The organism is Myxosarcina sp. GI1(2024) (assembly GCF_053543375.1).
In genome coordinates this window covers 166,200-179,438 of sequence record NZ_JBKGTY010000008.1, presented here as the reverse complement: position 1 = coordinate 179,438, position 13,239 = coordinate 166,200, and the positions used below count along the sequence as shown (strand labels likewise).

The 13,239-nt window shown below is 41.8% G+C and carries 13 protein-coding genes; 5 read left to right on the top strand and 8 right to left on the bottom strand.

Annotated elements, in window-relative coordinates:
• Positions 1 to 199: 199 nt before the first annotated feature.
• The gene (locus ACLFKQ_RS23850) at positions 200 to 1,921 is read right to left on the bottom strand and encodes an iron uptake porin (RefSeq protein WP_449002185.1); all 1,722 of its coding nucleotides are present in this window, start codon (positions 1,919 to 1,921) and stop codon (positions 200 to 202) included.
• 87 nt (positions 1,922 to 2,008) lie between these two features.
• Between ACLFKQ_RS23850 and ACLFKQ_RS23845 the strand changes: the two genes are divergently transcribed.
• From ACLFKQ_RS23845 to ACLFKQ_RS23825, 5 genes are all read left to right on the top strand, one after another.
• Positions 2,009 to 3,220 carry an FAD/NAD(P)-binding protein gene (locus ACLFKQ_RS23845; RefSeq protein WP_449002184.1) on the top strand — a complete coding sequence of 404 codons (1,212 nt, stop codon included), beginning with the start codon at positions 2,009 to 2,011 and terminating at the stop codon, positions 3,218 to 3,220.
• Positions 3,221 to 3,314: 94 nt separating this feature from the next.
• Positions 3,315 to 3,683, top strand: coding sequence for an ArsR/SmtB family transcription factor (locus ACLFKQ_RS23840; protein ID WP_449002250.1), 369 nt, complete (start codon positions 3,315 to 3,317; stop codon positions 3,681 to 3,683).
• A 135-nt stretch (positions 3,684 to 3,818) separates the two neighbouring features.
• Positions 3,819 to 4,433: a cation transporter gene (locus ACLFKQ_RS23835; RefSeq protein WP_449002183.1), complete on the top strand. Its 615-nt coding sequence runs from the start codon at positions 3,819 to 3,821 to the stop codon at positions 4,431 to 4,433.
• A 191-nt stretch (positions 4,434 to 4,624) separates the two neighbouring features.
• A complete protein-coding gene (locus ACLFKQ_RS23830; RefSeq protein ID WP_449002182.1) occupies positions 4,625 to 5,593 on the top strand; it encodes a CobW family GTP-binding protein in 969 nt (322 codons plus the stop codon).
• The gene (locus ACLFKQ_RS23825) at positions 5,581 to 6,669 is read left to right on the top strand and encodes a WD40 repeat domain-containing protein (protein WP_449002181.1); all 1,089 of its coding nucleotides are present in this window, start codon (positions 5,581 to 5,583) and stop codon (positions 6,667 to 6,669) included. Before ACLFKQ_RS23830 ends, ACLFKQ_RS23825 begins: the two co-directional genes overlap by 13 nt.
• Positions 6,670 to 6,753: 84 nt before the next feature.
• On the opposite strand, the gene ACLFKQ_RS23820 is transcribed toward ACLFKQ_RS23825, so the two are convergent.
• The 7 genes from ACLFKQ_RS23820 to ACLFKQ_RS23790 all read right to left on the bottom strand — a co-directional run bounded on the left by ACLFKQ_RS23820 (position 6,754) and on the right by ACLFKQ_RS23790 (position 13,123).
• The gene (locus ACLFKQ_RS23820) at positions 6,754 to 8,295 is read right to left on the bottom strand and encodes an Ig-like domain-containing protein (protein WP_449002180.1); all 1,542 of its coding nucleotides are present in this window, start codon (positions 8,293 to 8,295) and stop codon (positions 6,754 to 6,756) included.
• Positions 8,292 to 9,083, bottom strand: coding sequence for a TIGR03943 family putative permease subunit (locus ACLFKQ_RS23815; RefSeq protein WP_449002179.1), 792 nt, complete (start codon positions 9,081 to 9,083; stop codon positions 8,292 to 8,294). The genes ACLFKQ_RS23820 and ACLFKQ_RS23815 overlap by 4 nt, the downstream gene beginning before the upstream one ends.
• A 19-nt stretch (positions 9,084 to 9,102) precedes the next feature.
• Complete coding sequence (locus tag ACLFKQ_RS23810) at positions 9,103 to 10,098, bottom strand: permease (RefSeq protein WP_449002178.1); 996 nt, start codon at positions 10,096 to 10,098, stop codon at positions 9,103 to 9,105.
• Positions 10,099 to 10,254: 156 nt separating this feature from the next.
• Positions 10,255 to 11,070 carry a metal ABC transporter permease gene (locus ACLFKQ_RS23805; protein ID WP_449002177.1) on the bottom strand — a complete coding sequence of 272 codons (816 nt, stop codon included), beginning with the start codon at positions 11,068 to 11,070 and terminating at the stop codon, positions 10,255 to 10,257.
• Positions 11,039 to 11,827, bottom strand: coding sequence for a metal ABC transporter ATP-binding protein (locus ACLFKQ_RS23800; protein ID WP_449002176.1), 789 nt, complete (start codon positions 11,825 to 11,827; stop codon positions 11,039 to 11,041). The genes ACLFKQ_RS23805 and ACLFKQ_RS23800 overlap by 32 nt, the downstream gene beginning before the upstream one ends.
• 48 nt (positions 11,828 to 11,875) lie before the next feature.
• Positions 11,876 to 12,850, bottom strand: coding sequence for a metal ABC transporter solute-binding protein, Zn/Mn family (locus ACLFKQ_RS23795; RefSeq protein ID WP_449002175.1), 975 nt, complete (start codon positions 12,848 to 12,850; stop codon positions 11,876 to 11,878).
• 147 nt (positions 12,851 to 12,997) lie between these two features.
• The gene (locus tag ACLFKQ_RS23790) at positions 12,998 to 13,123 is read right to left on the bottom strand and encodes a hypothetical protein (RefSeq protein WP_449002174.1); all 126 of its coding nucleotides are present in this window, start codon (positions 13,121 to 13,123) and stop codon (positions 12,998 to 13,000) included.
• Positions 13,124 to 13,239: the final 116 nt, after the last annotated feature.

Here is a 13,239-nt window from a genome sequence, read left to right as displayed (position 1 = left end):
GTAATTCTAGAGATAAAAATCAATTGAGTCGATCTTACAATAATGATAATCGTTATCACACAAAAAAAGCAGGCTAATAATAACGAAGTCAGAGGAAGCCCCGCATCGGAGCGCGTTCCTTTGGCGAGGGAACCTCGCCAGGGTCGCTCCTCCTTTTTAAGGCGGAGTCTCTCTGACCTGCTACTCTAAACCCTAAAACTTAAAATTCAAAAATGGTGCGGATCGTACCCACATAAATAGTGTCGTTATCGCTATTATTTTCGGGGTTAATTACCACAAAAAATCCAGGATTAATGGCAACATGGTCGTTAAGCCGATAACGATATTGGGCTTCAACGTGCCAAGCACTATCTTCGTCTTCTACTCCACCATCATTACTACTAACTTTGGGTGGTTGTCCAAAAATAATTCCTCCCAAACTGCCCTCAGCCAAGAGATCGGGAAAAGCCAAAGTCACTGCCCAGTTAAAGATCGTCGCATCATCACCATCCGTTACCGCAATGCCTTCATTATCTCCATCTGCTAAGGCATGAGCAAAACTCAAACCACCCCAGGCAGAAATACTCAGGCGATCGCTTAGTTCGTATTTTCCTTGTAATCCAAAATGATCCGCAGAGGTAGCAATCTCTTCTCCAAAGGGAGCATTAGCGGTTTCGCTGCCTGTCTCTCCCGAAACTACCAATTCATCTGGTGCATAATACCCCCGCGAATAGGTTAAACCAAAGCCTAAATCATCGATAGGTTCGATACTAACCTGTGCGATCGCTGCATAGCTGCCATTAAACAAACCCGCTCCTTCTAAGGGTTCGCTAGCACGGGGAGCAAGATAACCCACTGAAAGAGCGATCGCATCGCTAAAGCTATAATTAGCCGTAGCTCCTGTTCCTTCTAAACCTTGATAGTAAATAGGGTTAAAGCGCCCAAAACGAGATATTGCTCCCGTTAATTCTTCCGAAAAATACTCATTATAGTTAGCAAAGTTTTCATTAAACTCTCCGCCAACCGCATCAATCACAAAAGATAACTTTCCTTCTGCTGCACCGTGAAGATGTTCGGAATGTCCCCCGTGTGCTTCTTTTTCCTCATCGTGTTCGTGAGAGTCATGTCCGTGAGAGTCATGTCCGTGTCCCGAATGGTCGGATTCACCCGATTCCCCAATCGCAAAAGTATAGTAAAGTTTACCAATCCTTACCGAACCATCAGAACCTTCATCAAAGGCAGTACGAGTCATACCTGTCCCTGTCACGTTGGGATCGTCTTCCTCTTCTCCCGAACCAAAAGGAACGGTATTCAGGGCATCTAAACGTACTTTTAAGAGGTCTCTGCCCGTAAAACTGCTATCAAAACTCAAGCGAGAACGAAAATTAAATACGGTGATGCTATCGAGATCGCCACTACCATCAGCTTTTTCATCACCAAAAACTTGACTGAGGGCAAAACTGATTTCCCCGCCTAGCTTAGTAGTAGTGGAAAACTGATTATCCTCTAAAAAAGCAGTACGAGTTTCTAAGCTATCAATACGTCCGCCAATACTGGCTAATTCTGCCTCGAATTCTTGAGATAGACGATTAATTGTCGCCAAATCTTCTTGAGATACCGCCTCAGAGGAAGCAATCAATCGTTCGATTTGATTCAGACAAGAGTTTAACCCCGCAGCAAATTCATAACGAGTCAGAGCTTGACTACCGCGATAAGTCTGGTTGGGATAGCCTGCAATACAGCCGTAGCGATCTACCAAAGAACGTAATGCTTCGTAAGCCCAGTCCGTAGGGGAAACATCCCGTAACTGATTCACATTAGTAACCTGACTTAATTCTGTGTTGTATGAAGCAATATCTTGGGCTGATACCTCATTTTGTACTAAAAGTGTTGCTAAAAATAGAGGACTTAGCAAGCAAGTTCCCCACAGTTGATTTTTCATCTTCCTCACACCTTAATATCTAGTCAATTGAAATGATAATCATTATCATATACTAAGAGAGATAATCATTATCATTATTTTTTGCGAGTGAAATTACCCAATTACATCGATAGCGCGATTATTGGCGCAGGAGTTCAGGCTCTTACTTTAACTACCCACCTGTTACAAAAAAGCGCGAAACACTATTGTAAATTCCTAGTTTTCGATCCCAGTCAAACTTGGATGAGTCAATGGCAGCAACAATTTGCAGCACAACAAATCCTCTATTTGCGATCGCCTGCCGTCCATCATCCCGATCCCAACCCCCATCAGTTAAGAACCTTTGCCGAACATAGGTATAGTGAATTGTTTCCGCCCTACGATCGACCAGGAACAAAGCTGTTTAATGATTTTTGTGATGAGGTAATTCGTCGCTGGAAGTTAGCAGATAAGGTTTATCCCGCCAAAGTAGTTCGGATTTTGCCGATTGAACATGCTTCTCGTTCTCGATTTCAATTGGTTTTAGATACGGGAGAAACCATCATTGCTCGTAGGGTGGTATTAGCTACGGGAAGTGGTAAAGTACAGCTTCCTAATTGGGTAGAGAAAACTACTTCAGATCATCCCTCAGATAAATTATGTCATTCGCAACAGGTAAATTTAAATCAACTTAAGTTAACAGGAGAAAGGATTTTAATCGTCGGTGGTGGCTTAACTAGCGGACATTTAGCTAGAGGTGCAATAAACCTGGGTGCAACTCTTACCTTGATGGCTAGAAAACAGTTACAATCGAGAATCTTTGATGCCGATCCTGGTTGGTTAGGACCAAAATATCTCAAAGACTTTCATGCCGAAACCGATTGGTCTAAGCGTTACAAGCAAATACAGCAAGCCCGTAATGGCGGTTCGATGACTCCAGACATGACGTTACAACTGAGAAAAGCGTCTCATGAAGGCAAGGTGAAGATCGACGAATGCTGTCAAGTCAGAGATGCACAGTGGCAAGAAAATCTCTGGCAGGTTAATTGTCACGATGGAAGCAGACATCAGTTTAACCGTATCTGGTTGGCTACTGGAACGAGATTCAATGTTACAGAGCATCCCTTATTACAAGACGTACTGGAGACTTATCCCACAGAAATAGTGAACGGTTTACCCATATTAGACGAACATTTGCGTCTGCCCCAGTCCAACTTTTTTATTATGGGTGGTTTGGCTGCTTTGCAAATTGGTCCTGTTGCCAGAAACATTGGTGGTGGAAAAATGGCGTGTCAACGTATCGTGCCAGCGATTGTTAAACCCAGTTTGGCGATTGGATGATTTTTTCATTGAAGAAGCGATCGCTAGTCTTGCCCATTAGAAATTCAACTATCTTGTACCATTGAACTAAATAGATTTAACCGTTACCCCTATAATACCCGTGAGTAAAACCAAAGCAGACGATCTTTGTCAGGTAAGATGTTTCAACACTGAGTTAGTTACTCATATTCGGGAAACTTTTCCTTCAGACGATACTTTAGAGGAAATGACGGTTATCTTTGGTGCTTTAGCAGACCGCTCGCGGGTTAAGATACTTTATGCCCTCAGAAACGGCGATGAGCTTTGTGTCTGCGATATTGCAGCCATGTTAAATATTAAGATCGCTACCGCTTCCCATCATTTGCGGAAAATGCGAGATTTAAAATTACTTAAATATCGTAATGACGGCAAATTAGCTTATTATTCGCTAAAAGATCGGCGTGTAACCGATATACTCAGCTATTCTTTGCGTGAGTTAATCTAGCTTTTATTCAGTATGTCTTAATCTTTCTCTATTTCGATAGTTTCAATTTAGCTTACATTCTAATGTTCTTTTGAACGTTTGAGAGATATCATGAATATTATTCAAACATTCACTTGAACGTTTAGATGAAAAATAATGGCAGAACATTGTTGTCAACACAAAGCCAAGGAATTACAACAGCTACAAAAACGCCAAGCTAAAATACTGTGGATTATTTTAATAATCAATGCGGTGATGTTCGTGGTGGAGTTTAGCGGGGGAATTAAGGCAGCTTCTCTATCTCTGACTGGTGATTCCTTGGATATGCTGGGAGATGCTCTAGTTTATAGCTGTAGCCTTTACGTTATCCAAAAAGGAAAAAAAGCCCAGGCACGATCGGCAATACTCAAAGGCGGTATTATGTTTCTCTCGGCGATCGCTGTATTTGCCAGAGCCACCTATCAATTATTTGCTCAAACCGTCCCCAAAGTTAGTTTAATGAGCGAGATTGGTATTCTAGCTTTAATAGCTAACTTAATCTGCTTTTTACTGTTGATTCGTCACCGTAACGATAATATTAATATGTCCTCGGTTTGGCTGTGTTCCCGTAATGACATTATTGCCAATACTTCCGTGTTGCTAACTGCTGGATTGGTATTTCTAACTGGTTCGTTTTTGCCAGATTTCATTTTAGGGCTATTACTCACTGTGGTTTTTGCTCGATCTGCGGGAAAAGTTCTCCAAAAAGCAAGAGCCGAATTACATATTTAAATTGAAATAGAATAACCAGCTACTCTCTTCACTAATAGCTATGACTACAGCAACCAAGCTGTGACAGAAGCGATTCAGAATTTTCTTTAGCATCAATGTTTAATAATCTCCCAGGCTAATTTTAGATTAAAAACCGTTTCTCTGAGAATGAGATCGATTATCATTATTTAAAAGAGCTTAGGAATTAGATTATGGTAGCGACAACCACCAACACCGTTCCCGTCACTGTACTAACTGGTTATTTAGGTGCGGGAAAAACCACTCTTCTCAATCGCATCCTTACCTACGAACACGGTAAAAAAGTAGCAGTCATCGTTAACGAGTTTGGAGAAGTGGGCATTGATAATCAACTGGTGATTGATGCCGATGAAGAAATCTTTGAGATGAATAACGGCTGTATTTGCTGCACAGTAAGGGGAGACTTGATTCGCATTATCGGCAATTTAATGAAGCGTCGCAATCAATTCGACCATTTGGTGATTGAAACCACTGGGTTAGCCGATCCCGCACCTGTCATTCAAACCTTTTTTGTCGATGAAGATATGAAAGATAAAATTGCTTTAGATGCAGTGGTTACGGTAGTCGATGCCAAACACATCCAGCAACACTGGGAGGCAGATGAAGCACAGGAACAAATTGCTTTTGCCGATGTGATTCTCCTCAATAAAACCGATCTCGTCAGTCCCCAAGAATTAGACGAATTAGAAAGCAAAATCAAAGCCATGAACGGGATGGCAACAATTTACCGCACTCAAAATTCTGAACTAGGAATGGATGCTTTGTTAGGAGTACAGGCATTCGATCTAGACCGTGCTTTGGAAATCGACCCCGAATTTTTAAATGAAGATGCTCACGAACACGATGAGACAGTAAAATCTTTTGCCATAGTAGAATCTGGAGAATTAGACGGACAAAAACTAAATAATTGGTTGAGTAACCTGTTACAAACCAAAGGGGTAGATATCTTCCGCATGAAAGGTATTTTAAATATTGCAGGGGAAGAAGATCGCTTTGTCTTTCAGGGAGTACACATGCTGTTTGATGGGAAACCAGACTGCCCTTGGAAAGAAGGAGAAACCCGTAAGAATGAATTGGTGTTTATCGGTCGCAATCTAGATGAGGCACAACTGAGAAAGGACTTTAAGCAATGTATGGTGTAGGTACAAAGCGAAAAATCTTATTCGAGCAACAATGGCGTATTCTCTCAGAATACATTACCGCAGTAGCTTGGTCATCCGATGGTCTATTGGCTGCTAGTTCGGCTGCGGGGGAAGTGGTTGTATGGCAAGATCGTAATCTGGTTAGTTTATTACCTGCGGATGTAGAATCTATTGACTGTTTGGCTTTTTCTGCTGATGGCAAGTTTTTAGCTGCTGGCGGACAGGATGGCAAGGTTAAAGTTTGGTCAACTGTCTCTACTTTAGAAAAAGAGAAAAAACAGGAGCAGGAAGTTAAATTAATCGCTACCCTAGATAATGCGCCTTCATGGGTTGATAAACTGGCTTGGAGTCCTACTTGTAACTACTTAGCCTTTAGTTTGGGGCGTTACGTACAAATCTGGGATGCAGATAGTCAAACAGTTATTAATACTCTACCCTTTGCTAACTCCTCGGTTTTAGATTTAGCTTGGCGACCAAATGGAGAAAATATCACGGTCGCGGGTAATGGAGGAGTTAAAGTATGGTCTACTACAGATTGGGATGACGATCCCTATCTCATCGATATGCCCTCAGCTAGTATTGTTACGGCTTGGTCGGGGGACAGTAAATATATTGCCTCTGGTAATTTAGACAATACCATAACTGTCTTAGAATATGGCAGTCCCCATCCTTGGGTAATGCGGGGTTTTCCTGGTAAGATTTCCAATCTAACTTGGTCACAACGATTATCAAACAATACTCCTTTATTGGCAGCATCGAGTGTAGAAGGCATTGCCGTCTGGAAAAAAGAAGCTGACGACAAAGATGGTTGGAATGCCCGCGTTTTAACCTCACATTTTAGTAAGATTCAAGCTTTAGAGTTTCATCCCCATAGTTTATTACTCGCTTCTGCTGCGGATGATGGTTGGTTGTGCTTGTGGACAAAAGCCAAACAAGTAGGGCAAATATTAGAAGGTGCTAGGGGCGGTTTTTCCTGTCTAGCTTGGAGTCAAGATGGCAGACAGTTAGCTGCGGGGGGTCAAGATGGGGAATTGATTATTTGGTCTGAGTCTAAGCGAGGGAAGGGTTTTGGTTGATTTAACTTGGAGAGATGCAATCGCTCTTGCTAGACTTAATATTGGGCAAGCGCAAAATATAATCGCTTAAGATTGAGATTTAATTTAAGGCAGCCATTGAGGTTGAAAACCAATAAAGGGTAATTGTTCGATACTAGAAGTAGTTGTGTCGGCGAGATCTCCAGCAGGAATAGCTAACAAGATACTATTTTTTTTCTCGCCTAGAGTACCAGAATAAACTCGATCTAGCGATAAGCCTGGCGGACAGGGCGTAAGCCCAGATCGTCGTCTAACAACGACTGGCGATGCGATCGCATCGCGTGCTTCGCTACGCTCGAAAAGAATTCCTAATCCGTCTGGGGCAACGCTAAGCTGACTTTCCTGATATTTCGGAATGGTAACTAAAGTGTTAATTTTTCCTGTCTTCAGGTCAATCTCTGCCAAATATGGTTTCTCTACATATACTTCTCCCCTAGATAATTCAGTCAGCCAACAGTAGAGATGTTCGGCTGTAGGGTCGAACTGACAATTTCGGATCGAACCATCAGTAGTTAAAAGTTCTTTTTCAACACCTTGACTATTAACGTAATAAAGCGACCGTGTATATTTCAAATCTTCACGATCGGTATTGTAGTCAATCATGGCTGCTCCCGTTCCATCGGCGGTAAAATCGAGTACCTGACCAAATCTTGCTAAGAAATCTAGGGGTTCGACTCGAGCTTTGAGGGGTAACAAAGCAATTCCTTCACCCTGGGCTACCGCTACTGCTTGACTATCAGGAGTAATCAGAAAATCACCGACTTGATTGTTGGTAAATATTTGGGGCGATTTGTTCTCAACAATTTTCCACAAACCATAATCAGTTGGGTTGCTGCGGTTAAGTCTTTGCACCACAATAGTTGTACCATCTTGAGAAATATCGAACTTGTTGTTTCGATACTTCTGGTTGTCTAAAACTAACTCAACTGCCGAACCGTTTTTGGTTGGGGAATCTAATCGAGTAGAAACTTTGTAAAGCTTGAGGTAGCCAATTCCCTCTATACCCTGGCTAGAATCAGCAGCCGAAAACAAGAGAAAATTCCCTTGGGGGTCGGGTTTAAAGTCAAATACAGTTAAATTTTGCGGCGTTAAGATTATTTTTTGCGATCGCGTCCAATTAGATAAAACTAATCGTCCTTTTTCTTCTCCCTCAGTACCGACATAAGCCAAAGCGCGATCGCGACTGCGAAATTGGGCATCAAAAGGCTGAATTTCTGCTCCCGACTGTTCTCGATTGGGAAACTTCTCTTTTGCTCCCGCTAGAGTTACCTGATAAGTTTCTCCGTAGGGTACGGGATTGTTTAGAGTATAAGCCAGTCGCAAACCAGACCAGCTAATTTTACCTGGAAGTGGAGGCGTAATAGTTAAATTTTCTGCCACGCTATCGCGATCCATCGGACGATTGAAAGTTAAAATAAAAGCCCGATCTTGTCCGCCAATAGTTTTGTCATCCCAGCTAAAGCTAATAACTTTTGCTCCCGCATGGAACAGACATTCATCTTCGCAAGCCGTTCCAACCCAAATCAACAACCCCATGATGAGAGTTAGCAAGATAATTAAAGTGATCGCCAATTTATCTATTGGTTGAGATAATCTAGATTGGTTCATCGATAACTGTAGGGATCTGCTGGTGTAGGAATGGTTTCGCTCGATCGCGCCTCAATCGCTACGGAACGCTTTTTGGTAATCGTATTAGTCTCAATGCGATCTTTAACTGGTAAGGTTTCGGCAATCGCCACTCCTTCAACTGTCAGCCAACTATCTACAGGATAATTGCTCCGACTGCTATTCAATTTAACAGGAATACCAATCGGATAGGCATCTACAGCACAACAGGTGATGACAAAACGCGAGAGCATAATATAGTTATCGGGCAGTTCGCTTAAGTGCAGCACAAAGCCTGTAACCTTTGCTGGTTGTCCGCTGTAGGCATCTGGTTCGGGATAGGCGTTAATCGTCCTTATCCATTCAATCAGCGATCGCTCTTCGGGCTTACTAGCGGTGCGAAAGGCTTGGGGTTGAACGGTGGTTAGAGGCAGATCCCCGACTCCTCTTTTAATGGCTGTTTGACTGGTTAAAACTTTGGGGGGAATTAATAGTCCTGCGATCGCTACTATTAACAATAAGCTATTGCCCAATCCAGGAGGAAACAAGCTAATGTGTTCGCTCTTGCTTGGCTGACTATGATTTAAAATCGACTTGACTTTAACAATACCTAATACTAGTAAAACTATTCCACTACCCAATACTAAACTGAAGTAATTAGGATGAATCAATAGTTTATACTGTCCCGTAAAGCTATACTTTAAGAGCAGAACTCCCCAAGCTAACAACGCACATCCCTCTAGCCAGGGTAACAAATTTCTTTCTCTGTTTTGAGCAGAATTAGATCGCATTACAAATAAAATATCTATCTTAAAAGAAATAACTATAAAGCAAAGTAAAAATAAAGGTTAATTGTGCCACCAAGGTAAAAATATAAATAATAATCTTTGGTTTAAAAATTGATGCCATCAAACCAACACTTTTAATGTCGATTGTGGGACCAAATACTAAAAAAGCGAGTAGAGAACCACTAGTGAAAGTAGCAGCAAAAGACAGAGCAAAAAAAGAGTCTACCGTAGAACAGATCGAGACAACCGCAGCTAGCAACATCATTGCCATAATTGAGGTTATTGTGTCTTGACCGAGACTTAAGATAATCTGGCGGGGGACAAATACTTGAATCGTAGCAGCGATCGCACTACCAAAAACCAGCATTCCCCCCAGTTCGCTAAATTCAGCCAGTAGGTTAGTAAAAAATAACTGCCATTTGGAATGAAAATTTTCGCTCTTATCTGATTTAATCTGTCTCGATAAAGCTTCATCAAAAGGAATCGACTTACCTTGCTCTAGAAAAAAAGTACCAGACTGTAATAATGGAGATTTATTTGGGGTAACACTAACTATTAATTGTAATCTTTTGGCAAAGGATGTTTGTAACAATTCACTAGCGTCTGGTTGAATACTAAACACACAACCGACAATAGTGGCGATCGCACTAGAAAATAATACCCGACAAATAACGATACTGGGGCGATCGCCAAAAGCAATCCAGGTAGACCAAATTACAATGGGATTAATCGTTGGTGCTGCCAAGAGAAAGGAGATTGCTACAGAAGGGGTAACTCTAGACAATAGTAATCTTCTGGCTACAGGAACATTTCCACATTCACATACAGGAAACAAAAAACCAATACAGCTACCAACGACAGAACCCAGTACGGGATTTTTGGGTAATTTGGCAATTAACTGCTTTTCGCTAATCAAGAATAATAAACAACTAGAAAGCAATACTCCCAATAGTAGGAAAGGCATTGCTTCAATTAATAAACTTAAAAATAAGGTGAAAGCATCGTGCAGTTGATTCATGAACGGTAGTGTGGTTTATCTTTTTGCATCTGGATTACTCGCTCTCGTCAGATAATCTCTGACCGTTGGTCAATTTAAACCAAAAGCTCTCCACAGGTAAACTTCCCCACTTAGTTCTTTCTGAAAGTTTATGCCTTCCAGCGTAACTCAGACAATTTAACCCTGCCGACACCATAAAGCCACTGCCAAAAACCCGAACAACTGAACCAAAACAATACTCGGACCACTAGGCAGATCGATCGCGCCAGAAATAACCATGCCCATTACTCCACTGGTGGCACCTAGACCCGCAGCAGTGGCTAAAAACGGGACAAATTGCTGGCAAATTAATCTGGCAGAAGCAGCAGGAATAACTAGAAAACCGTTGACCAGTAGAATACCAACAGCCCGAATAGTCAGGGCAATAGTGATTGCTAAAAGCACGATAAAAAAATAGCGATGAGAGCGAACGGGTACGCCTTTAACTAGGGCTAGATCGCTGTTGAGGGTTAGTAAGATTTGTTCTGGTAAACTGATAACTATCCAGGCTAAAGTTACGCCTAAAAGCAACAACAATAAAATTAAATCGGTGTTGCTAATCGCCAATATATCCCCAAATAAAATTGATAATAAATTACCTCGATATCCTTTTAAATAACTAAAGCCAATTGTGCCTAAAGCGATCGAACCCGATAGGGAAATACACAAAACCGTATCGCTACCTAAATCGGTTCTGTCAATTAAATAAATAACTCCCAAACCAAAAGCAACGGTGAAACCAATTAGCGTCCATGTCGAAGGAAGTTCTAACAATGCAGCTAAAACTACTCCTAGCATTGCCGAATGTCCTACAGTATCTCCAAATAAAGAGAGACGACGCAGGATTAAAAAGCTGCCCAAAATTCCCCCTAATATCCCCAACAGTACGCCACCTAGTACTGCCCGTTGCATAAAAGGCAAACTAAAAAGACTCAGTACGTCTGCTATGTTCATGATGATGACAGGTAGGACTAACTAAAGAACCGTATATCTGTAAGAGATTTTCGGGCGTAAGGGTAGTTGCGGGCGATGCTTTATACAGTAGACGACGGTTTAGACAGATTACCGAGTCGCAATATCTACTGACTAAATCTAAATCGTGGGAAACTTCTAAAATCGTCCAGTTGTGTTCTTGTTTGAGGTTGTTAAGCAAAGCCGCAAATTCCATTTCTCCCGTAGCATCCAACCCTGCTAGGGCTTCATCGAGAACTAAAAGACGACGGGGAACGACCAAACAATAAGCCAGTAAGACTCGTTTTAGTTCCCCTCCGCTAAGAGTACCGATTTTTTGTCGGGCTTGTTTGGTTAGATGAACTTGTTCTAAAGCTTGGTAAATTCTCTCTCTTTTCCGTTTACTAGAGTACCACCACTGTTTGCTATTTAATCCCAAAGCCACCAACTCTGATACCGTCAAGGGAAAAGTGCGATCGAAGGGAAACTTTTGGGGAATAAAGCCAATTTCCTGTTTTAATCGCTTTGATTGTTTACCAGTAGAATTAAATAACCTAATTTCACCCGATCTCACCTCAACCAAGCCTAAAATAGCTCCGATCATGGTACTTTTCCCCGCACCGTTCGGACCGATGATTGCCGTGTGAGTACCTGGCAATAATTCAAAAGAAACATTATCTACCGCTAAATATTCCCCACGCATCACCGATAAATTCTTAACTGTAACGATAGGTTGGGTAATGGATAACTTACTGTGCATCAAATTTAACGATTTAGGGACAGAAGACAAATATCTAATGTTCAATGTTTATTGACACGCTCTTTCTAACGCTTCCAAATTCCCCCGCATCGCTTGAAAATAATATTGGGGATCGGTTTCTCCCGACTCTAGAGGGTCGATCGCTTCTAGAGGTAAATCTAAGTCACTGGATATCTGTTGAATGCGACTGTCTTCAATTCCAGGTTCGGTGAATAAAGCTTTAACTTGATATTGGTCGGCTGTTTGTTGTACTCGTTGAATATCTCCAGGAGTGATGCTCTCTTCAGGAATTTCTACGATCGCTTCTTGTGTTAGTCCGTAACGTTGGGCTAAATATGGGAAAGCATCGTGAAAAGTTATAAAATTACAGCCTGCGACTGGTGCTAATCGTTGTTGAAATTCACTATCTAGCTGTTGGAGTTGCTGGATATAAGCTTCTGCATTGGTACGATAGCTATCTGCATTATTAGGATCGATCGCGATTAAACCATCTCTAATAGTCGCTACCTGTTGTTGTGCTAATACTGGGTCTAACCAAACGTGGGGATTTCCTTCTTCGTGGTGATGTCCGTGTCCGTGTTCTTCCCCTTCGTGTTCTTCATGTCCGTGTTCGTCATGTTCGTCGTGTTCCCCTTCGATTACTTCAATCCCTTCACTAGCTGTAATTTGCTGAAGATTGGAGTTACCTGCATTGGCTACTAAACTTTCTAAAAACTCTTCCATACCCAAGCCATTTTCTACTAACACATCTGCCTCAGATAGCAGTTTGGCATCGTCTGGGGTGGCTTGATAGTCATGTACCTCCATACCAGGGGAGATTAAAATGTCTACTTCTCTTGTATCTCCGACTACAGCTTGGGTAAACAAGTGAATTGGCAGAAAAGTCGTGACAATTTTGGGACTAGAATTGTTTTGGGCGGTAGTTGCTGTATTTAAGGAGATCGCCCCTAAACAGGTGATGCTGGTAATTAGAGCGCGTCTGAAAAACTTGATTTTAGAAGTTTTGGATAAATGTGGGAACATTTTATAACGGTATAATGAGTACTTGTCTTAAAATAATGATAATCATTATCATAAACCAAAATAGAAAATTTTGGGCTGTTACAAGTAGATTCTCAAGAGTAAACTCATTGACCTATTCCGCGCAATAAATTGACGCGGATTCGAGGCTCAAGTGCCGCATGCCGCAGCAAAGATTGCAACGCGCACTCCAGCGATTGGTTGACTGACATTTCCTACCCTCAGAGTAGGGCGCACTTGTAGACTAGTTGCGATCGCCCGATTTAAATTTACCAATCTTTACACCTATAGTTCATAATAACTAGGGGTGAAACTAGCGAAGCTGTCACCAGGGGCAATCTAGCCTGAAACCTTTGCCCAGTAAGTACTTCAGACTTGGTTTTTCAGATTAA